This window comes from Streptomyces sp. NRRL F-5630, from assembly GCF_000719475.1.
Taxonomy (GTDB): Bacteria; Actinomycetota; Actinomycetes; order Streptomycetales; family Streptomycetaceae; genus Streptomyces.
Window position 1 is genome coordinate 1 of sequence record NZ_JOGO01000002.1, and the last position, 20,191, is coordinate 20,191.

The following is a 20,191-nucleotide window of genomic DNA, read 5'->3' on the forward strand; positions in this document are numbered from 1 at the left end:
CCGCCGGACAGTTCGGCGCCCCCGCCCCCGCCTCCGCGCCCGCAGCCCCGGCCGGTCCCCCCACCGCCGCCCCCACCAAGCAGTTCGGTGCCGGTCAGTTCGGTGCCGGCTCGTTCGGCCCGCCGCCTTCGGTCGGCTCCGCCGCTCCGGAGGGCAGCGGGCGGCTCGTCGCCGGGATCGTGGCCGCGCTCGTCGTCGCGCTGGTGACCGCCGGGCTCTACGGGTGGCTCATCGGGGCCATGGAGCGTGAGGTCGGGTACGCGGCGATCGGTGTGGGGCTCCTGGTCGGACTCGTGGCGGGGCGTGTCGGTGGCCGCTCCCCGGTGCTTCCCGTGGTCGCGGCGCTCTTCTCGCTCGGCGCCGTGTACGCGGGGCAGCTCGTCGGCGAGGCCGTGATGGGCTCCAAGCAGCTTCCCGTGAGCACGCAGACGCTGCTCACCGACCACCTGGACCTCGTGCAGGAGGCGTGGCGGGCGGACGCGGACTTCCTCACGGTGGTGTTCTTCCTGATAGCCGCCGGTGCCGCGTTCTCCGCGACGAAGAAGGGCGCGACGCGCGACTGACGAGCCGCCCCGGATACGCGGGTGCCCCCTCGCGCGTGAGGCGGAGGGGGCACCGGGGCAGCGGGCCCTGCGGCGGTGAGGTCAGCGCTGGTCGTGGCGCGAAGGCGCGACCGTGACCTCGACGCGCTGGAATTCCTTCAGCTCGCTGTAGCCGGTCGTGGCCATCGCGCGGCGCAGGGCGCCGAAGATGTTCATCGAGCCGTCCGGGGTGTGGGAGGGACCGAGGAGGATCTCCTCGGTCGTGCCGACCGTGCCGAGGTCGACCTTCTTGCCGCGCGGCACGTCCTCGTGGACGGCCTCCATTCCCCAGTGGTGGCCCCGGCCCGGCGCGTCGGTGGCGCGGGCGAGCGGGGAGCCGATCATGACGGAGTCGGCGCCGCAGGCGATGGCCTTCGGGAGGTCGCCGGACCAGCCGACGCCGCCGTCGGCGATGACGTGCACGTACCGGCCGCCGGACTCGTCCATGTAGTCGCGGCGCGCGGCGGCGACGTCGGCGACGGCGGTGGCCATGGGGACCTGGATGCCGAGGACGTTGCGCGTGGTGTGCGCGGCGCCACCGCCGAAGCCGACGAGGACACCGGCCGCGCCGGTGCGCATGAGGTGGAGCGCGGCCGTGTAGGTCGCGCAGCCGCCGACGATGACAGGGACGTCGAGCTCGTAGATGAACTGCTTGAGGTTGAGCGGCTCGGCGGCCGAGGAGACGTGCTCGGCGGAGACCGTCGTGCCACGGATCACGAAGATGTCGACGCCCGCGTCGACGACCGCCTTGGAGAACTGGGCGGTGCGCTGCGGGGAGAGGGCGGCGGCGGTGACGACACCGGAGTCGCGCACCTCCTTGATGCGCTGCCCGATCAGCTCTTCCTTGATCGGCGCGGCGTAGATCTCCTGGAGCCGCTTGTTGGCGGCGGCCGCGTCCAGCTCGGCGATCTCGTCGAGGAGGGGCTGCGGGTCCTCGTACCGGGTCCAGAGCCCTTCGAGGTTGAGGACGCCGAGGCCGCCCAGCTCACCGATGCGGATCGCGGTCGCCGGGGAGACGATCGAGTCCATGGGGGCCGCGAGGAAGGGGAGTTCGAAGCGGTAGGCGTCGATCTGCCACGCGATCGAGACCTCCTTCGGGTCGCGGGTGCGGCGGCTCGGGACGACGGCGATGTCGTCGAAGGCGTATGCCCTTCGACCGCGCTTGCCGCGCCCAATCTCGATCTCAGTCACCTGGCTGGCCTTTCCCGCTCCGTCGTACTTGCTGGTCCAGTATCCCCCGCGCCGGTCCCCGCCGGTCCTGCCGGGGGTCCGGCACACGCGCGGCGACGGCGCGGGGCCCAGTACGGATACGGGCCCCGCGCCGTCACGATGCGCGCCAGTGCCGTCTTCGAGGAGGCGGTGTGCCGCCCTCAACGGGGCGACGTACCGCTCCAGCGAAGGGCGGCGTGCCGCTCAGTGGCGGCTGTAGTTCGGGGCCTCGGCGGTCATCTGGATGTCGTGGGGGTGCGACTCCTTGAGACCGGCGGAGGTGATGCGGACGAAGCGGCCCCGCTCCTGCGTCTCGGGGATCGTCGTGCCGCCCACGTAGAACATCGACTGGCGCAGGCCGCCGACGAGCTGGTGGACGACGGCGGAGAGCGGGCCCCGGTAGGGGACCTGGCCCTCGATGCCCTCGGGGACGAGCTTCTCGTCGGAGGCGACGCCCTCCTGGAAGTAGCGGTCCTTCGAGTACGACTTGTGGCCGCCGCGCGTCTGCATGGCGCCGAGCGAGCCCATGCCCCGGTAGGACTTGAACTGCTTGCCGTTGATGAACTGCAGCTCGCCCGGGGACTCCTCGCAGCCGGCGAGGAGCGAGCCGAGCATGACCGTGTCGGCGCCTGCGACGAGGGCCTTCGCGATGTCGCCGGAGTACTGGAGGCCGCCGTCGCCGATGACCGGGACGCCCGCCGCCTTCGCGGCGAGGGCTGCCTCGTAGATCGCGGTGACCTGGGGGACGCCGACGCCCGCGACGACGCGCGTCGTGCAGATGGAGCCGGGGCCCACGCCGACCTTGACGCCGTCCGCGCCCGCGTCCACGAGCGCCTGGGCGCCCTCGCGGGTGGCGATGTTGCCGCCGATGACGTCGACGCCGGGGGCGTTGGACTTGATCTTGGCGACCATGTCGCCCACCAGGCGGGAGTGGCCGTGTGCGGTGTCGACGATGATGAAGTCGGCGCCGGCGGCCACGAGGGCCTGGGCGCGCTCGTAGGCGTCGCCCGCGACACCCACGGCGGCACCGACGAGGAGGCGGCCCTCGGAGTCCTTCGCCGCGTTCGGGTACTTCTCGGCCTTGACGAAGTCCTTGACCGTGATGAGGCCCTTGAGCACGCCTGTGTCGTCGACGAGCGGAAGCTTCTCGATCTTGTGGCGGCGCAGCAGGCCCATCGCGTCGACGCCGGAGATGCCGACCTTGCCGGTGACGAGCGGCATCGGGGTCATGACCTCGCGCACCTTGCGGGAGCGGTCGGTCTCGAAGGCCATGTCGCGGTTGGTGACGATGCCGAGGAGCTTGCCGCCGCCGTCCACGACCGGGACGCCGCTGATGCGGAACTTCGCGCAGATCGCGTCGGCCTCTTCGAGGGTCGCGTCCGGGTTGACCGTGATCGGGTCGGTGACCATGCCGGACTCGGAGCGCTTGACGAGGTCGACCTGGTTGGCCTGGTCCTCGATCGAGAGGTTCCGGTGCAGGACGCCGACGCCGCCCTGGCGGGCCATGGCGATCGCCATGCGGGCCTCGGTGACCTTGTCCATGGCGGCGGAGATGAGCGGGATGTTCAGCCGCACGTTCTTCGAGAGACGCGTGGAGGTGTCGATGGCGTCCGGGGTCATGTCGGAGACACCGGGCAGGAGCAGGACATCGTCGTAGGTCAGCCCGAGGGTCGCGAATTTCTCGGGTACTCCGTCGATGTTGGCCATGACACGATCTCCAATGGTCTTGCTCGCTACGGGTGTACATGGTAACGGGAGCGAGGGGGCGTTCATTCCCCTGTCGTCGTCCCCGCGCGGGGACCCGGCCGGGGGCGCCGACCCCGGACCGACCCCGTTCCCGGCCCGCTCCTCAACCACCGGAGGGGCCGCGTCGCCGGAGGAATCCGCGCGGGAGAAGTCCCGCGAGATTCCTCACTGCTCCGCCAGGGCTCTCAGTCTGCTCAACGCTCTGTGCTGGGCGACCCGGACCGCGCCCGGGGACATGCCCAGCATCTGGCCCGTCTCCTCGGCGGTGAGGCCGACCGCGATGCGGAGGAGAAGGAGTTCGCGCTGGTTCTCGGGGAGGGAGGCGAGGAGCTTCTTCGCCCAGGCCGCGTCGCTGCTCAGGAGGGCGCGTTCCTCGGGGCCGAGGGAGTCGTCGGGGCGCTCCGGCATCTCGTCCGAGGGCACCGCCGTGGAGCCATGGCGCATCGCGGCACGTTGCAGGTCCGCGACCTTGTGGCCCGCGATCGCGAAGACGAACGCCTCGAACGGGCGGCCCGTGTCCCTGTAGCGGGGCAGCGCGAGCAGCACTGCGACGCAGACCTCCTGCGCGAGGTCCTCGACGAAGTGGCGCGCGTCACCGGGGAGCCGGGACAGCCTGGTGCGGCAGTAGCGGATCGCGAGCGGGTGCACCCGGGCGAGCAGGTCGTGCACGGCCTGCTGCTCGCCGTCGACGGCACGGTGGACGAGAGCCCCGATCTCGGTCGTCTCCTCGTCACGCATCCGACCATGGTGCCCTGCGGGCCGCCGAGCGGTCTCCGCGCCCTCCCCGCCCTCGGGAGTGGGTGCGCCGGAACTCATGCCCTGCGCCCTCCCCTCCGGATCGGCCGACTCGTCCCCGTGGACATCCACACCCCCAAGGATGCGGCATCGCGCGGGTAACCGACACAGCCCGCCCGCACCGGCACCCGTTCGGGAACCTCGTACCCTCCAGGACCGCTCCCCAGCCACCCCGCCCCCGCGAAAACGCGAACGGCCGCCCGCCCCGCGACGGCGGCGAAGGCGCGCCCGGGGTCCGCGCACGGCTCCACGCGACTCCGGTACGGAGCCGAAGGTACGGCGCGGGGGCGCCCGGACGGTCCCGTGATGGGGCCCGAACGCCACCTCGCGCGCCCACGCGCCTCCCCCACAAGCCCACGCGCCTCCCCCACACGAGCGAGGCCGTCGCGTCCTCCCTTTACGGACCCGAGCGAGCCCCACGACGCCCCGCGCACCGCGACACGGGCGAGTCGGGCGCCCGGACAAGGGCGCCCCGCAGCAAGGGAGTTGGACGAGGGAGGCATCGAGGACGCCGCGGGCGCCTCTCCCGCGGAATCCGACCCCGCCGCGAGCGCGGACAAGGGAGAGGCAGCCGTGCGCCGCACGGCACCCGCCCGGCACCTCACGCCCGCAGGCCCGAGGAGGTGCCGCGCGGCACCCATGGCGGGCCCCGAGGGGCCTCCGCACGCGCCCACAGCCGACGCCGCTCCGCTCCGTACGGACGAGGTCGTCGCAGGAGCGCCCGCCGTCGCTCGCGCGCCACGGGCCGGGAGCGCGCTGGCGGGAACGGGCAGCGATCGGCAGGCGCTCCCGTGCCGCCCGGCCGGAGGCCCGCCGCGCAGGGGCGCGGGGCCGCCGGCGGTCGGCGTGCCGGTGGCCGGGACCGGAGCGGGTCGCGGGCACGCCGCCGTGCGCCGCGCGGGGCCCGCTGCCCGGGGAGACGGGTCGTTCCGCGCGGCCGGGATCAGGGCCGCCCCGGCTCGTGTGGAAGCGTGTCGCGGGCGTGAGGTGAGGGGGGCCGCCGCCCCGGGGGCGGGGCGGCGGGGAGCGAGGCGGCGGGGGCGGTACTCGAGGTCCGGTCCGGACGGCGGGTCCCCGGCCGGGGCCGGGGAGGAATCGGAACGGAAGGCTCGGGTACGCGCCGGGACCGCACGGTCTCGCGGGGTGCACGGCGGTGGCCCCTGCCGCGCACGGGAGGCGGGTGGCCTCCCGCGCGGCCGGTGCCGCTCGGGGAACGCGCGGGGCTGGGGCCCGGGGGCCTCAGCGCACCAGCCCCCAGCGGAAGCCCAGGGCCACGGCGTGCGCGCGGTCGGAGGCTCCGAGCTTCTTGAAGAGCCGCCGGGCGTGGGTCTTGACCGTGTCCTCGGAGAGGAACAGCTCGCGCCCGATCTCCGCGTTGGAGCGGCCGTGGCTCATACCTTCGAGGACCTGGATCTCACGCGCCGTGAGCGTCGGCGCCGCGCCCATCTCGGCCGAGCGCAGCCGGCGCGGCGCGAGCCGCCACGTGGGATCGGCGAGCGCCTGGGTGACGGTCGCCCGCAGTTCGGCGCGCGAGGCGTCCTTGTGCAGATAGCCGCGCGCCCCGGCGGCGACCGCGAGCGCCACGCCGTCGAGGTCCTCGGCGACCGTGAGCATGATGATCCGGGCGCCCGGATCGGCGGAGAGCAGCCTCCGCACCGTCTCCACCCCCCCGAGGCCGGGCATGCGCACGTCCATGAGGATCAGGTCGGAACGGTCGGCACCCCAGCGGCGGAGGACTTCCTCGCCGTTGGCCGCCGTGGTCACCCGCTCGACGCCGGGCACGGTCGCGACCGCCCGGCGGAGCGCCTCTCGGGCGAGCGGGGAGTCGTCGCAGACGAGGACGGAAGTCATGACTGCCCCTCGCAGCTCTCGCAGCTGTTGCGCGTCACCTTGAGCCTCCAGGCTGGTACGGAATCGTCACCTGAGCGGTGGACACCCTCGGACATCTGCCCGAGCGCTTATCGCGTCAACCGCCACAGCCCTCTCAACGACGGTCACCCGAAAGAGTTACGGCCGAACTGTCGCCCTCGGCACTCTACGTGAGGGCACCTTCAGCTCCGGGTGATCACACGCCCGGAGAGAGCCATGCCCCATTTAGCGCCATTTGATCCCCTTTGTCAGTGTTTGCCGCTAAATTTCCCATGAGTCATATTTTCATCTCCTATGAGGGTAGATATACGGTCGGCAGCAGCTCATCGCCCAGATCGCTCGGAAACGGCAAGCAAGGGGACAAGCAATGGCAGATTTCTCCCGCCTTCCCGGCCCCAACGCGGACCTGTGGGACTGGCAACTGCTCGCCGCCTGCCGTGGCGTGGACAGTTCCCTCTTCTTCCATCCGGAGGGAGAGCGGGGGGCTGCGCGCAGCGCGCGGGAGGCCTCGGCCAAGGAGGTCTGCATGAGGTGCCCGGTGCGGGCGGAGTGCGCGGCGCACGCGCTCGCGGTGCGGGAACCGTACGGGGTGTGGGGCGGGCTCACCGAGGACGAGCGCGAGGAGCTGATGGGGCGGGCGCGGCATCGGCTCGTGCGGACGGGGACCGCCACGGCGGCGGAGGGGGCGGAGGAGTAGGGCACCGCTCCGGCGAATCGTTTCTGCTCGTTTCGGCGCCAGCGGGTGAGCCCTACGGGCTTCTGCGGACGGGGCTCACGGGGCTCCCGTGGGCGGGCACGCGGTACGGCTCGGCCGCCGGGGGCCGCACGGCCGCCGGGGGCCCACACGGCCGCCGCGGTGCCGCACAGCCACCGGGGTGCCGCTCAGTCGCCGAGGCACCGCACGTCCTCCGGGCTCCGGCCCGGTCGCCCGGGGCCCGGGACCCTGCCCGGGATTCCCCGGCTCCGCCCCGCAGCCGCTCCTCACCCGCCGGAGAGGCTGGACCTCCCGGCCGCCCGCTCCAGCCGGTCCAGCGTCGCCGACACCGTCGGGACCTGGGCCAGGTCGGGGAGGGTCAGGGCGACGATCTCGCGGCTGACCGGCGGGGCGAGCGCGAGGGTGCGGACGCCTTCGGGACGGACGGATTCGAGTGCCAGGGCGGGCAGGACCGCGACGCCGAGGCCCGCCGCGACGAGGGCGTGGACCGCCGGGTAGTCGTCGGTCGCGAAGTCGATGCGCGGCGTGAAGCCCGCCGCCGCGCACACCTCGACCAGCTGCGTACGGCAGCGGGGGCAGCCCGCGATCCAGGACTCGCGCGCGAACTCGGCGATGCCGACCGGGCCGCCCCGGCCGTCGAGACGGTGCCCCTCGGGGACGAGACCGACGAGCCGGTCGCGGAGCAGGGGCCGTACGACGAGGCCCTCCCACTCCTCCGCGCCGTCGTCCGCCCCCGTCCCGTAGCGGAAAGCGAGCGCGATGTCGCAATCGCCCTCGCGCAGCAGTGCGACCGAGCGCGGCGGCTCGGCCTCCTCCAGCGAGACACGCGTGCCCGGGTGGTCGCGGCGCAGCGCCGCGAGGGCGCTCGGCACGAGCGAGGAGCTGCCGCTCGGGAAGGAGACGAGGCGCACCCGCCCCGCGCGCAGCCCGGCGATCGCCGCGACCTCCTCCTCCGCCGCCGTGAGCCCCGCGAGGATGCCCGAGGCGTGCCGGGAGAGCGCCTCGCCCGCCTCGGTGAGCCGCATCTCGCGGCCCGTGCGCACGAGCAGGGGCGTGCCCGTCGCGCCCTCCAGGGCCTTCATCTGCTGGCTGACGGCCGGCTGGGTGCAGCCGAGCGTGCGCGCGGCGGCGGAGAAGGAACCTGTGGTCGCGACGGCGCGCAGGACGCGCAGGTGGCGGGCCTCGATCATGCCTCCGAGGATAAGCGGAGATAAGGCGGGCTTGGAGGTGAGCCGGATTTCCCGGCTCGTGCTTTGAGTCACGAGGCGCGCGCGCACGCGAGGCGACGCCCGCCACCCGGCACGTGCCTGGACGGAAAGACCCCGGCCGGAAAACGGGCGGCGGCAGGCGGGTGCCGCGGCCTACCCTGCGCGGCATGGACCCCATGAACAGCGCGGCCACGGCCCACGGCGCCGCCTCGGCGCACCGCCCGGCCACGACCCCGTACGTGCTCTCCCTGAACGTCGGCCGGCTCACGCCCGTTCCCCACTCCGACGCCCCCTCCGGCGGTACGGGCATCGACAAGCGGCCCGTGCCGCGGCCGCTGCACGTCAGCGCGCCCGGGCCGAAGGGGACCGGCGGCAGCGGGGTCGAGGGGGATGTCGTCGCGGACCTGCGGCACCACGGCGGGGACGACCAGGCCGTGTACGCCTTCGCGCGCGAGGACCTGGACGCGTGGGAACGCGAGCTGGGGCGCCCGCTCGCGAACGGGGCCTTCGGCGAGAACCTGACGACCTCGGGGCTCGACGTGAGCCACGCGCTCATCGGCGAGCGCTGGCGGATCGGCGGCTCCCTGCTCCTGGAGGTGACGAGCGGGCGCGTCCCGTGCCGCACCTTCGCGGGGCACGTCGGCGAGGAACGGTGGGTGAAGCGCTTCACGCGGCGCGCCGAGACGGGCGCCTACCTGCGGGTCCTGGAAGCGGGGCCGGTCCGGGCCGGGGACCCCGTCGTGCGGGAGTACGTGCCCGAGCACGGCGTGACGGCGGCGCTGGAGTTCCGCGCGAACACGACCGAGCGCGCCCTGCTGCCGCGGCTGCTGCCCGCCGCGCGGGCGCTGCACCCCGAGGCGCTCGCCGCCGCGCGCGCCTACGTCGCCCCCGGGTCCTCCTGAGCGCGTGCCGGGCGCTGGTCCGGGGGTTCGAAGAAGCCGTCCGGATCACTAGCCTTGGCGCATGACTACGGCTCTCATCACCGGTTCCACCGCGGGTATCGGCGCGGCCTTCGCGCGCAGGCTCGCCGCCGACGGGTACAGCCTCGTCCTGGTGGCGCGCGACAGGGAGCGGCTGAGCCGCCAGGCGACCGAACTGCACGACCGGCACGGTGTCGAGGCGACCGTGCTGCGCGCCGATCTCGCCACGGACGCGGGCATCGCTGCCGTGGAACGGCGCCTCGCCGACGTTCGGCAGCCGGTGGACCTGCTCGTGAACAACGCGGGCTTCGGGCACAAGGGCCGCTTCCTCGACGTGCCGCTCGCCGATGAGCTGACGATGCTCAAGGTGCACTGCGAGGCGGTGCTGCGGCTGACCGTCGCGGCGTCGAAGCCGATGCGGGAACGTGGCCGCGGCGGGATCGTCAACGTCGCGTCCGTCGCCGCCTTCCTGCCGCGGGGGACGTACGGCGCCTCGAAGGCATGGGTCGTCCAGTTCACCCAGGGGGTGGCGCGGGACCTGGCGGGCAGCGGGGTGCGGCTGATGGCGCTGTGCCCCGGGTTCGTGCGGACGGAGTTCCACGAGCGGGCCGGGATGGGGACGGGGAACATCCCGAAGTGGATGTGGCTCGACGCGGACAAGCTCGTCACGGCGGCGCTCGCCGACCTCGCGCGCGGGCGCACCGTCTCGATCCCCGACCCTCGCTACAAGGCGCTCATGGGCGCGGCGAGGCTCGCGCCGCGCGGGCTGCTCGGCGGGATCTCCTCGCGGGCGGGCCGGAAGTACGGGCCCGCGCACGGCGAGGACGGACCGGTGGGTGAACTTCCGGGCGAAGGCGGCGAGTTCGAGGCCGGCGCGGGGGACGCGGAGCCGGTGCGCACGGAGGGGAGCGGGCCGGACCGTACGAAGAAGTCCGCGCCCGAACCGAAGAAGGCGGCGGCCAAGCCGAAGCCCGCGCGCCCGAAGAAGGCGGCACCCCAGGCGAAGCCTGCTTCGGAAGCACCCTCTTCGGAAGCGGCACCCACGCCCCAGGCGAAACCCGCTTCCGAAGCGAAGCCCTCGCCCCAGACGGAGCCCGCGCCCCAAGCGGACCCCGCGCCCCAGGCAGACCCCGCCTCCGAGCCGGAGCCCACCCCCAAGAAGCCGAAGCCCGCCCCCAAGAAGTCGAAGCCCTCGCCCAAGAAGTAGGCCGCCCCGGACGCGCTTGTAGAGTGATCGAATGATCGCTTCCCGCTCTCCGCGGGGACGGCGGGCGAGGGAGGGGCCGGGGCGTGCGCGAAGGGGTCGGGGAGCGGCATGACCGGCTGCTGAACCTGGTGTGGGAGCGGGGCAGGGTGCGGGTCGCCGATCTCGCGGGGCTGCTCGGGGTCTCGGCGGTGACGGCACCGCCCACCCCCACTTCGTGAGAGGTACGCGCATCACCATGCACGAGGCCACCGACCGACGTCCCCGGGCCCTGCTCGCCATGGCTCCGCAGGTCGCGGAGGAACTGCTGACGCCGGCCCACCGCGAGAGACTGGGCCGCCTCGTACGGACCGACCCCGGCCTGGTCGCGAGCGACTTCACCGATCCCGGTCCCGCGGTCGCCGCCGCGCTCGCCGAAGCGGAGGTGCTGCTCACCTGCTGGGGCGTGCCGCCGCTGACCGCCGACGTGCTCGCGCGGGCGCCGCGGCTGCGCGCGGTCGTGCACGCCGCGGGCACCGTGAAGGGCTTCGTGACCGACGCGTGCTGGGAGCGCGGCATCCGCATCAGCTCGGCGGCGGGCGCCAACGCGCTTCCCGTGGCCGAGTACACGCTCGCCGCGATCCTCTTCTCCGGCAAGAAGGTGCTCGACGCGGCGCGTGTGGTCCGCGAGGGGGGCGGGCGCCGCGACTGGCACCGCGAGCTGCGCACGGCCGGCAACTACCGGCGCGTGGTGGGGCTCGTGGGGGCCTCGCGGGTGGGGCGCCGTGTGCTCGCGCTCCTGCGCCCCTTCGACTTCGAGGTGCTGCTGCACGACCCGTACGTGTCCGGGGCGGAGGCGGCGGCGCTCGGCGCGCGCTCCGTGGAGCTGGCCGAACTGTGCGCGCGCAGCGCGGTCGTCTCGGTCCACGCCCCCGCGCTCCCCAGCACCCGCCACCTGATCGGTGCGGCCGAGCTGGCCGCGATGCCGGACGGGGCGACGCTGATCAACACGTCGCGGGGTTCGCTGATCGACGAGAGCGCCTTGCTGGGCGAGCTGGCCTCGGGCCGTCTCTCCGCCGTTCTCGATGTGACGGACCCCGAGCCGCCGCCGCCCGGCTCGCCCTTCTACTCGCTGCCGAACGTGCTGCTCACCCCGCACGTGGCCGGGTCCCTCGGCAACGAGGTCCACCGCATGGCGGACCACGCGCTCGACGAGATCGAACGCTGGGCGCGGGGCGAGCCGTTCACGGAGCCGGTGGTGGCGGAAGGGCTGCACTTGTCGGCGTGAGGGGGCGCCCGCCGGGGCAGACGGGGTGGGGCCCCCAGTCGGCGGGCGCCGCTCTTCGACCCTCGTACCCCGGAAGGAGCCGCACGTCATGGCGCAGCCCCTCGGCCACGACCCGCTGTGCAAGCCCCAGTGGCAGGACCTCTTCGTGGAGCCGGCCTGGCCCGCGCCCGCGGAGACGGCGGGAGCCGAGGAGGAGTACGAGGTGGCGGCGGCGCTGACGACCGCCTCGCCGCGGGGCGGGGCGCCGCGCGGGCACGCGCGGCGACGCGGGGCCTGACGGACGGGGCGCCCGGGACGGGCCCGGGGCGCCGTCCGCCGGGGCCCATGACAGAGGGCCGGTCCCCTTCCTCGAAGGGGACCGGCCCTCTGTCGCCGTCGTGCGGCGGGAGGCGACCGGGCGGGAGCCCGTCAGCCGGAGCGGCTCACCGCCCGGTCGCCGTCCGCGGTCTCAGTGGCTGTGACCGTGGCCGTGGCCCGCGGCCTCCGGCTCCTCCTCGGCGGGCTTCTCGACGACGAGGGTCTCGGTCGTCAGGAGCAGCGAGGCGATGGAGGCGGCGTTCTCCAGGGCGGAGCGGGTGACCTTGACCGGGTCGATGACGCCGGCCTTCACGAGGTCGCCGTACTCGCCGCTCGCGGCGTTGAAGCCCTGGCCCTTGTCGAGCTCGGCGACCTTCGAGGTGATGACGTAGCCCTCGAGGCCCGCGTTCTCGGCGATCCAGCGCAGCGGCTCGACGGCGGCGGCGCGGACGACCGCGACACCGGTCGCCTCGTCGCCCGTCTTGCCGAGCGAGTCGGCGAGGACCTTCGAGGCGTGGACGAGCGCGGAGCCACCACCGGAGACGATGCCCTCCTCGACCGCGGCGCGGGTCGCGGAGATGGCGTCCTCCAGACGGTGCTTCTTCTCCTTCAGCTCGACCTCGGTCGCGGCGCCGACGCGGATGACGCACACGCCACCGGCGAGCTTCGCGAGGCGCTCCTGGAGCTTCTCGCGGTCCCAGTCGGAGTCCGTGGTCTCGATCTCGGCCTTGATCTGGGCGACGCGGCCGTCGATGTCGGCCTGCTGGCCGCCGCCGTCGACGATGGTCGTGTCGTCCTTGGTCACGGTCACGCGGCGGGCGGAGCCCAGCACCTCAAGACCGGCCTGGTCGAGCTTGAGGCCGACCTCCTCGGCGATGACGGTCGCGCCCGTGAGGGTCGCGATGTCGCCGAGCATGGCCTTGCGGCGGTCACCGAAGCCGGGCGCCTTGACGGCGACGGCGTTGAAGGTGCCACGGATCTTGTTGACGACGAGGGTGGAGAGCGCCTCGCCCTCGACATCCTCGGCGATGATCAGGAGCGGCTTCGAGCCACCGGCCTGGATGACCTTCTCCAGCAGCGGCAGGAGGTCCTGGATCGAGGAGATCTTGCCCTGGTTGATGAGGATGTACGGGTCCTCCAGGACGGCCTCCATCCGCTCCTGGTCGGTGACCATGTACGGGGAGAGGTAGCCCTTGTCGAAGGCCATGCCCTCGGTGAAGTCCAGCTCCAGACCGAAGGTGTTGGACTCCTCGACGGTGATGACGCCGTCCTTGCCGACCTTGTCCATCGCCTCGGCGATCAGCTCGCCGACCTTCGGGTCCTGCGCGGAGAGCGCGGCGACGGCGGCGATGTCCGACTTCTCGTCGATCGGGCGGGCCGTGGCGAGCAGGTCCTCCGAGACGGCCTTGACGGCGGCGTCGATGCCCTTCTTGAGGAGGGCCGGGGACGCGCCGGCGGCGACGTTGCGCAGGCCCTCGCGGACGAGCGCCTGCGCGAGCACGGTCGCGGTGGTGGTGCCGTCACCCGCGATGTCGTTGGTCTTGGTCGCCACCTCCTTGACGAGCTGTGCACCCAGGTTCTCGTACGGGTCCTCGACCTCGACCTCACGCGCGATGGTGACACCGTCGTTGGTGATGGTGGGGGCGCCGAACTTCTTGTCGATGACGACGTTGCGGCCCTTGGGGCCGATCGTCACCTTCACCGCGTCGGCCAGCTTGTTGACGCCGCGCTCAAGGGCGCGACGGGCGTCCTCGTCGAACTTCAGGATCTTCGCCATGGCAGCGATTCAGCCCTCTCGGGAAAAACTCGGGAAAGTCGTGGGTGAACACAACGACCGCGCCCCCGGGGGCCCCGGCGTCGAAGAGGACGGGGTCCGGGGGCGCGGCTCGTTGCGAAAGCCGGGTGGTCCGGGAAAGACCCGGAAGCGACCGGGGTGCTGCTTACTTCTCGATGATCGCGAGCACGTCGCGGGCCGAGAGGACGAGGTACTCCTCGCCGCTGTACTTCACCTCGGTGCCGCCGTACTTGCTGTAGAGCACGATGTCGCCGGTCTTGACGTCGAGCGGCAGGCGCTCGCCGTTCTCGAAACGGCCCGGGCCCACGGCGAGGACGACGCCCTCCTGGGGCTTCTCCTTCGCGGTGTCCGGGATGACCAGGCCAGAGGCCGTGGTCTGCTCGGCGTCGAGCGGCTGGACCACGATGCGGTCCTCAAGCGGCTTGATGGCAACCTTGGAGCTGGCGGTCGTCACGATCCGACCTCCCCCTTCGGAGATCACGGGGTGAATAAGTCATTGGGTGGCGACCGGTAATCCGTCGTCGCGGGTGCCGGACTGCCCGTCGCTTCTTGGCACTCTCCGGTGGGGAGTGCCAGAGCCGAGACTATGACCGCGATTAGCACTCGGTCAAGCGGAGTGCCAGGCGAGTGCCCGCGAGAAGCGGAAAAGGGGCCTTCCGGACGGCTCCCGGAAGGCCCCTCTCCCCCTCTGGACTCAGATGTAGTCCTCCAGGCGGGCCACCGCGTCCCCCTTCTCGGTGACGGTGCGCAGAAACGTGCGAAGGGCGTCGGCCATCGAGCCCTTCCACTGCGCGCGCCCCTGGAAGTGCGTGAGGACGAGGTCCCCGGGGTGCAGCCCGCTGTCGCGGTAGACGACCTTGCCGGGGAAGACCTCCGCCTCCCACAGCGGGATCGCGCGGATACCGCAGGAGCGGGCGACCTCCAGGGTCTCCCGGTTGTAGTTCCCGTACGGGGGCCGGAAGAGCGTGGCGCCCTGACCGTAGTGGCGGCGCAGCGTGTCCTGCATACCGCAGATCTCCTGGCGCTGGGTCGCGCGGGGGAGGGCGGGGAGGTAGCGGTGCGAGAGGGTGTGGTTCTGGAGCGAGGCGCCCTGCTCGCGCGCCGTGCGGAAGTACTCCCAGCCGCCGTCCACGGCGTCGGCGCTGAGGAAGGCCGTGTATGGGACGCGGAGTTCGCGCAGCATCCGGAGCGTCTCGGGGTCCTGGTTCACGCCGTCGTCGATGGTGAGGAAGACCACGCGGTCGCTGGTCGGGACGCGCGTGAACACGGGCGGCAGCGCCGAGGCGCGGGGCCCGCTCACCTCGAATCCCCGGCGCGTCGGCGGCAGGACCTTCGTACGGGGCGGGGGCGGCGCGAGCAGCGGGGTGCGCGGGAGTCCCCAGCGGTGCGCGGCGGCGAGGAGAGCGACCTTGCGCGCCTCGGCCTCGCGGGCCTCGGCCTCGACCGCCCCGCGTATCGCCTCGGCCCCCTGCCGCGCCTCGTCGGCGAGCCCGCCCGGAGCGCCGGCGGGGCCTGGAGCGCCGGAGGTGGGGGTGCCGGACGCCGGGGCGGAGGCGCGGGGTGAGGGCCCGTCGGTTCCGGAGACGGCCCCGCCGGGCGCGGAAGCCGTACGGGAGGGGATCTCCGCGCCCGCGCAGCCCGCGACGAGCAGGGCCGCGCCGAGGAGGGCGACGGAGCGGGCGAGAGCCGGGCCGACGCCGGAAGTGCGCGGATTCGTGGCGGTAAACCGTATCTTTCCCATACCGTGACACTCCCCCGCCCCCGTCCCCGCGCCCCCACCACGCCGGGCTCTCAGGCGAACAGCCCACCTCCTGCCACGCACACAGCGGTACGGGTCCCGCGCCCCTCCCCGTGCCGTACCGTCCGCCCGCGCCCCCGACAATGGGCCCGTGGACCTCGACGATCTCTCCGCCCTCCGTACCCCCGAGGGCAGCGCGCTCCTCGCCGAGCTGCGGGGGCTGCGGCCCGCCGACGAGCTGGCGGCCCTGACCCGCCTGCGGCGCGTGCATCCGCCCGCGCTCGTGACGGCGGCGCTCGCGCAGGCGCGGCTGCGGGACCGCGCCGTCGCGAAGTTCGGGGCCGAGGACGCGGCCCGGATGTGGTTCACGCCCGGGGGCGTGGAGCAGGCGACGCGGGCGCCGGTCGCCGCGTACCGCGCGGAGCGCCTGCGGGAACTCGGGGCGCGGCGCGTCGCGGACCTGTGCTGCGGGATCGGCGGCGACGCGCTCGCGCTCGCGCGGGCGGGGATCGCGGTACGGGCCGTGGACCGCGATCCGCTGACGGCGGCGGTCGCGCGGGCGAACGCGGAGGCGCTGGGGCTCGGCGAGCTGATCGACGTGGAGTGCGCGGACGTGACGGAGGTGGACGCGGGCGACTGCGACACGGTCTTCGCCGATCCGGCGCGGCGCGGCGGCCGGGGCCGGATCTTCGACCCGGAGGCGTATTCGCCGCCGCTGAGCTGGGCGATCGGCGCGGCGCGGAGCGGACGGCTCGGCGCCCTGAAGGTCGCGCCGGGCGTGCCGCACGAGGCGATCCCGGCCGACGCGGCGGGCGAGTGGGTCTCGGACGGCGGCGAGCTGAAGGAGGCGGTGCTGTGGTTCGGCACGGGCACGGGCACGACGGCGACCCTGCTCCCCGGTCCGCACCGGCTGCACGGCGCCGGGCTCCCCAACCCCCCGGCGGGCCCGGTCGCCCGCTACCTCTACGAGCCGGACGCGGCCGTGATCCGCGCCCACCTGGTCGCCGAGGTCGCGCGCGACCTGGACGCGACCCTGATCGACGACACGCTCGCGTACCTCACGACGGACACCCTGACCCCGACGCCGTACGCGCGCCCGTACGAGATCACGGACGTCCTTCCCTTCGGGGTGAAGCGCCTGAAGGCCCTCCTGCGGGAGCGCGGCGTCGGCACCCTGACGGTGAAGAAGCGGGGTTCGGCGATGGAGCCCGAGGAACTGCGCCGCCAGGTGCGGCCGAAGGGGCCGCACGCGGCGACGGTCTTCATGACCCGGTCGCTGGGGGCGCCGGTGATGCTGGTGGGGCGGGGGGTGTGAGGAGGCGGACCTCAGCCGGCCAGCTCCTTCAGCTCGTCGCTGTCCAAGGTGCGGCCCACTGGCTCCGGCAGTTCGATGGGCGCACCGAAGGCGCGAGCGGTGACACTTCGGTAGCCGCCGTCGTCCGGCTCGGCGTACACGACGTGGCCACCCGCCTGACGATCGATGAGCAGGTACACCGGGATGCCCGCCGCGGCGTAGCCCTCGGCCTTTTCCACACGGTCTCGCTGGTGGGTGTCCCAGTCGTGCGAGGTGACCTCCACGACCATGAGCACGCCGTCCGGTTCCGCCCAGTCGCCGGACGTGAGGAAGTGGCGCCGTGGCGCCAGGACACCGTCCGGCCGCGCCCGGCCCCTGCGGTACTTCTCCACCTTCAGCCCACGCTCCGGGTAGAGCCGCAAATCCGGCCGGTGCTGCAAGCACTGCTCCAGCAGCCACATGATGATTTCGTCGTGCTTGCCGTCCGGCACGGGCTTGCCCTCGATCTTTCCGTTCAGGTACTCCAGCCGGACGGTCTCCGGGGCAGTGCGGGCGATCTGCTCGAATTCCTCGACCGTCATATCGGCCGGGGCTTCGCTCTTCGGGGTCATGGGCTCGCCTCCTCCCCTCCATCCTGCCCGGGTATCGGGAGGCGCGGCGTGAATGAGCGACATCCGTCCTGTCCTTTTTCGCGCGGCTTCGGTGGGCCGGGCCGCCGCCCGGACGCCTCCACGATCCCGCGCCGGACATGCCGAAAAGCCCGTTCAGCGACTTCTTCCGCCGAACGGGCGAGGGAAGATCGTTCCTGCGTTGCGGGTCCTTGACGCTTGTGCCAGGCGTCGGGGTCAGACGTCGATCTCAGGCGCCGGTGCGCGTCCCCTCGACGCCCACTGAGGAGAACCGCCACCTGTGCACCGCGCGCGTCACCAAGTCCTTCGGCGGCTCCGGCAGTTCCGGGTAGTCGCCGTCCGGCTCGCCCTCCCACCAGGTCAGGACGAGCACCCGGTCCTGCGGGGCCGTGAAGGTCTCGCGGCGCAGAGGGGCCGCGTCGAGGCCCTGGGCGCGGGCCCAGGCGAGGAGGCCGGGGCCGCGGCCCTCCCGGGCGCGGGCCTCCCACATCAGCGTCGTGACCGTCACGTGTAGAGGTTCTCCTTCGCGACCTCGTGCACGTGGTCGTGCCCGTGGTGCCCGTGCCCGCCGTCCGTGTCCGAGTCGCCGTGGTCGTGCCCCGGCACGTGCGGTTCCGTCACGGGGAGGGAGGAGTCGGCCGACAGCTCCCAGTCCGAAGCGGCCCGGTCGCGCGCGACCATCTCGGCGCCCAGCGCGGCGACCATCGCGCCGTTGTCCGTGCACAGCTTGGGGCGCGGGACGCGCAGCCGGATGCCCGCGCGCTCGCAGCGCTCCTGGGCGAGGGCGCGCAGACGGGAGTTGGCGGCCACGCCGCCGCCGATCATGAGGTGGTCGACCCCCTCGTCCTTGCAGGCCCGTACCGCCTTGCGGGTGAGCACGTCGACGACGGCCTCCTGGAAGGACGCCGCCACGTCCCGTACCGGCACCTCCTCGCCCGCCCTGCGCTTGGCCTCGATCCACCGCGCCACGGCGGTCTTGAGGCCGGAGAAGGAGAAGTCGTAGGCGGCGTCGCGCGGCCCCGTGAGCCCGCGCGGGAACGCGATCGCCTCCGGGTCGCCCTCGCGCGCGTACCGGTCGATGACGGGGCCGCCGGGGAAGCCGAGGTCGAGGACGCGGGCGATCTTGTCGAACGCCTCGCCCGCCGCGTCGTCGATGGTCTGCCCGAGCGGCCGTACGTCGGAGGTGATGTCCGCCGAGAGCAGGAGCGAGGAGTGCCCGCCGCTGACGAGGAGCGCCATGGTCGGCTCGGGGAGCGGGCCGTGTTCGAGCTGGTCGACGCAGATGTGCGAGGCGAGGTGGTTGACGCCGTAGAGCGGCTTGCCGAGCGCGTACGCGTACGCCTTCGCCGCCGAGACGCCCACGAGGAGCGCGCCCGCGAGGCCGGGGCCCGCCGTGACGGAGATGCCGTCGAGGTCCTTCGCGCTGACCCCGGCCTCCTTGAGCGCGCGGCCGATGGTCGGGACCATCGCCTCCAGGTGGGCGCGCGAGGCGATCTCGGGGACGACGCCGCCGAAGCGCGCGTGCTCGCCGACGCTCGACGCGACCGCGTCGGCGAGCAGCGTCGTGCCGTGCACGATGCCGACTCCGGTCTCGTCGCAGGAGGTCTCGATACCGAGGACGAGGGGGGCGTCAGCCATGGCCGGGAGGTTCGCTTTCTGGGGTACTGGGGGCGGGGTTGGCGGGGTCGGTGAGGCGCATGACGAGGGCGTCGACGTTGCCGGGCTGGTAGTAGCCGCGGCGGACGCCGATCGGCTGGAAGCCGTACCGCTCGTAGAGGCGCTGGGCGCGGAGGTTGTCGACGCGCACCTCCAGCATGACCTCGGCGCACTCGAAGGCGGTCGCGGCCCGCAGGAGGTCGGTGAGGAGGCGGGAGCCGAGGCCGTGGCCCCAGGCGGCCTCGGCGACGGCGATGGTCTGCACGTCGGCGAGGTCGCCGGAGGCGGCGAGGCCCGCGTAGCCGAGGAGGGTGCCCTCGGCGTCCTCGGCGACGACGTAGTGCCGCGTCGCGCCAGGGCCGCGCGCGTGCGCCAGCTCGGACCAGAACATGCCGCGCGACCAGGCGTCGTCGGGGAACAGGGTGCGTTCGAGCACGAGGACGGGGTCGATGTCCCACCAGCGCATCTCGCGCAGCCGGGGGAAGTCCTCCTCCTCCGGAGCGGTCGCGGGCTCGGCGGTGCTCACTGCGGGGTGACCACCTTGTAGTTCTTGGGCACCTGGGCGTCGGGGCGGCGCAGGTAGAGGGGGCGCGGGGCGCCGAGTTCCTCACCGGCGGCGAGGCGGTGCGCGGCGAGCGCGGCGAGGGCCCCGGCGTCGGCGTGGACGGGGCTGCCGGGGCCCTCGGGCACGGCGCCGTCGAAGGTGCCCGGGTAGAGGTGGGCCCCGGCGCCGTAGGCGGGGACGCCGGCGACCTGCGCGGCGATCTCGGCGGGCCGGTCGACGGCCGGGTCGCCCAGCGGCGTCGTGGCGTCCGCGTACCGCCGCCAGTAGACCTCCTTGCGGCGCGCGTCCGTCGCGACGAGGAAGGGCCCTTCGGCGGCCGTGCGGCCGGTGGCGGAGGCGAGTCCGTCGAGCGTGCACAGGCCGTGGACGGGGATGCCGAGCGCGAGGCCGAAGGTGTCGGCGGTCGCGAGGCCGACACGGAGGCCGGTGTACGGGCCCGGTCCGGTGCCGACGACGACGGCGGTGACGTCGCGCAGCGTCACCCCGGCGGCGGCGAGGACGCGGTCCACGGCGGGGAGGAGGAGTTCGCCGTGGCGCCGGGCGTCGACACGGCTGTCGGAGGCGAGGACCCGGTCACCGTCGTGCAGGGCGGCGGTGACAGCGGGCGTGGCGGTGTCGAGAGCGAGCAGAAGCACGCCGACAGCCTACGGCGCGGAGCCCCGCGACGCCGAAGGCGGAGGGCCCGCGGAGGTGACGGAGCACT

The 20,191-nt window shown here is 73.7% G+C and carries 19 protein-coding genes and 2 pseudogenes; 8 read left to right on the forward strand and 13 right to left on the reverse strand.

Annotation, left to right across the window (positions count from 1 at the left end):
* Positions 1-563 (forward strand): hypothetical protein (locus IF99_RS0100460; protein WP_234340533.1); only part of this gene is annotated, 563 nt, incomplete at its 5' end.
* 81 nt (positions 564-644) lie between these two features.
* Here the strand turns inward: IF99_RS0100460 and IF99_RS0100465 are convergent.
* The 4 genes from IF99_RS0100465 to IF99_RS0100480 all read right to left on the reverse strand — a co-directional run bounded on the left by IF99_RS0100465 (position 645) and on the right by IF99_RS0100480 (position 6,182).
* Positions 645-1,772, reverse strand: a complete 1,128-nt coding sequence (locus tag IF99_RS0100465; protein ID WP_030994254.1) for a GuaB3 family IMP dehydrogenase-related protein — start codon at positions 1,770-1,772, stop codon at positions 645-647.
* A 222-nt stretch (positions 1,773-1,994) separates the two neighbouring features.
* Positions 1,995-3,497: an IMP dehydrogenase gene (guaB, locus tag IF99_RS0100470; RefSeq protein ID WP_030994255.1), complete on the reverse strand. Its 1,503-nt coding sequence runs from the start codon at positions 3,495-3,497 to the stop codon at positions 1,995-1,997.
* Positions 3,498-3,701: 204 nt separating this feature from the next.
* A complete protein-coding gene (locus IF99_RS0100475; RefSeq protein ID WP_030994256.1) occupies positions 3,702-4,274 on the reverse strand; it encodes a sigma-70 family RNA polymerase sigma factor in 573 nt (190 codons plus the stop codon).
* Between the two features lie 1,296 nt (positions 4,275-5,570).
* Positions 5,571-6,182, reverse strand: coding sequence for a response regulator transcription factor (locus IF99_RS0100480; RefSeq protein ID WP_003948568.1), 612 nt, complete (start codon positions 6,180-6,182; stop codon positions 5,571-5,573).
* 385 nt (positions 6,183-6,567) lie between these two features.
* Here IF99_RS0100480 and IF99_RS0100485 point away from each other — a divergent pair, with 385 nt between their 5' ends.
* Positions 6,568-6,897: a WhiB family transcriptional regulator gene (locus IF99_RS0100485; RefSeq protein WP_030994257.1), complete on the forward strand. Its 330-nt coding sequence runs from the start codon at positions 6,568-6,570 to the stop codon at positions 6,895-6,897.
* A 284-nt stretch (positions 6,898-7,181) separates the two neighbouring features.
* Here IF99_RS0100485 and IF99_RS0100490 read toward each other — a convergent pair whose 3' ends face one another.
* Complete coding sequence (locus IF99_RS0100490; RefSeq protein ID WP_030994258.1) at positions 7,182-8,105, reverse strand: LysR family transcriptional regulator; 924 nt, start codon at positions 8,103-8,105, stop codon at positions 7,182-7,184.
* Between the two features lie 185 nt (positions 8,106-8,290).
* Here IF99_RS0100490 and IF99_RS0100495 point away from each other — a divergent pair, with 185 nt between their 5' ends.
* The 5 genes and pseudogenes from IF99_RS0100495 (at position 8,291) to IF99_RS33860 (ending at position 11,791) form a co-directional block, all read left to right on the forward strand.
* Positions 8,291-9,025: an MOSC domain-containing protein gene (locus IF99_RS0100495; protein ID WP_037826244.1), complete on the forward strand. Its 735-nt coding sequence runs from the start codon at positions 8,291-8,293 to the stop codon at positions 9,023-9,025.
* 61 nt (positions 9,026-9,086) lie between these two features.
* A pseudogene (locus IF99_RS30445) lies at positions 9,087-9,854 on the forward strand (SDR family NAD(P)-dependent oxidoreductase); the annotation flags it as partial.
* A gap of 479 nt (positions 9,855-10,333) precedes the next feature.
* A pseudogene (locus IF99_RS33235) lies at positions 10,334-10,447 on the forward strand (DeoR family transcriptional regulator); the annotation flags it as partial.
* A 38-nt stretch (positions 10,448-10,485) separates the two neighbouring features.
* Positions 10,486-11,514: a hydroxyacid dehydrogenase gene (locus IF99_RS0100510; RefSeq protein ID WP_030994261.1), complete on the forward strand. Its 1,029-nt coding sequence runs from the start codon at positions 10,486-10,488 to the stop codon at positions 11,512-11,514.
* 88 nt (positions 11,515-11,602) lie between these two features.
* Positions 11,603-11,791, forward strand: a complete 189-nt coding sequence (locus tag IF99_RS33860) for a hypothetical protein (protein WP_030994262.1) — start codon at positions 11,603-11,605, stop codon at positions 11,789-11,791.
* A 171-nt stretch (positions 11,792-11,962) separates the two neighbouring features.
* Here the strand turns inward: IF99_RS33860 and groL are convergent, their stop codons facing one another.
* From groL to IF99_RS0100530, 3 genes are all read right to left on the reverse strand, one after another.
* Positions 11,963-13,588 carry a chaperonin GroEL gene (groL, locus tag IF99_RS0100520; RefSeq protein WP_030994263.1) on the reverse strand — a complete coding sequence of 542 codons (1,626 nt, stop codon included), beginning with the start codon at positions 13,586-13,588 and terminating at the stop codon, positions 11,963-11,965.
* Positions 13,589-13,751: 163 nt separating this feature from the next.
* Positions 13,752-14,060 (reverse strand): co-chaperone GroES, encoded by a 309-nt coding sequence (groES, locus tag IF99_RS0100525; protein WP_008747517.1) that lies wholly within the window; start codon positions 14,058-14,060, stop codon positions 13,752-13,754.
* A gap of 240 nt (positions 14,061-14,300) precedes the next feature.
* Positions 14,301-15,347: a polysaccharide deacetylase family protein gene (locus tag IF99_RS0100530; protein WP_030994264.1), complete on the reverse strand. Its 1,047-nt coding sequence runs from the start codon at positions 15,345-15,347 to the stop codon at positions 14,301-14,303.
* Positions 15,348-15,495: 148 nt separating this feature from the next.
* On the opposite strand from IF99_RS0100530, the gene IF99_RS0100535 reads away from it, so the two are divergent.
* Entirely contained in the window at positions 15,496-16,659 is a 1,164-nt protein-coding gene (locus IF99_RS0100535; RefSeq protein ID WP_030994265.1) for a THUMP-like domain-containing protein, read from the forward strand.
* A gap of 11 nt (positions 16,660-16,670) precedes the next feature.
* On the opposite strand, the gene IF99_RS0100540 is transcribed toward IF99_RS0100535, so the two are convergent.
* The 5 genes from IF99_RS0100540 to tsaB form a co-directional block, all read right to left on the reverse strand.
* Positions 16,671-17,249 (reverse strand): Uma2 family endonuclease, encoded by a 579-nt coding sequence (locus IF99_RS0100540; protein ID WP_030994266.1) that lies wholly within the window; start codon positions 17,247-17,249, stop codon positions 16,671-16,673.
* Positions 17,250-17,496: 247 nt separating this feature from the next.
* Positions 17,497-17,757, reverse strand: coding sequence for a hypothetical protein (locus IF99_RS0100545; protein ID WP_199806435.1), 261 nt, complete (start codon positions 17,755-17,757; stop codon positions 17,497-17,499).
* Positions 17,758-17,771: 14 nt separating this feature from the next.
* Entirely contained in the window at positions 17,772-18,905 is a 1,134-nt protein-coding gene (gene tsaD, locus IF99_RS0100550) for a tRNA (adenosine(37)-N6)-threonylcarbamoyltransferase complex transferase subunit TsaD (protein ID WP_030994268.1), read from the reverse strand.
* On the reverse strand, positions 18,898-19,449 hold the full coding sequence (gene rimI / locus IF99_RS0100555; RefSeq protein WP_030994269.1) for a ribosomal protein S18-alanine N-acetyltransferase: 552 nt from the start codon (positions 19,447-19,449) through the stop codon (positions 18,898-18,900). Before rimI ends, tsaD begins: the two co-directional genes overlap by 8 nt.
* Positions 19,446-20,123 (reverse strand): tRNA (adenosine(37)-N6)-threonylcarbamoyltransferase complex dimerization subunit type 1 TsaB, encoded by a 678-nt coding sequence (tsaB, locus tag IF99_RS0100560; RefSeq protein WP_030994270.1) that lies wholly within the window; start codon positions 20,121-20,123, stop codon positions 19,446-19,448. The genes rimI and tsaB overlap by 4 nt, the downstream gene beginning before the upstream one ends.
* Positions 20,124-20,191 lie beyond the last annotated feature (68 nt).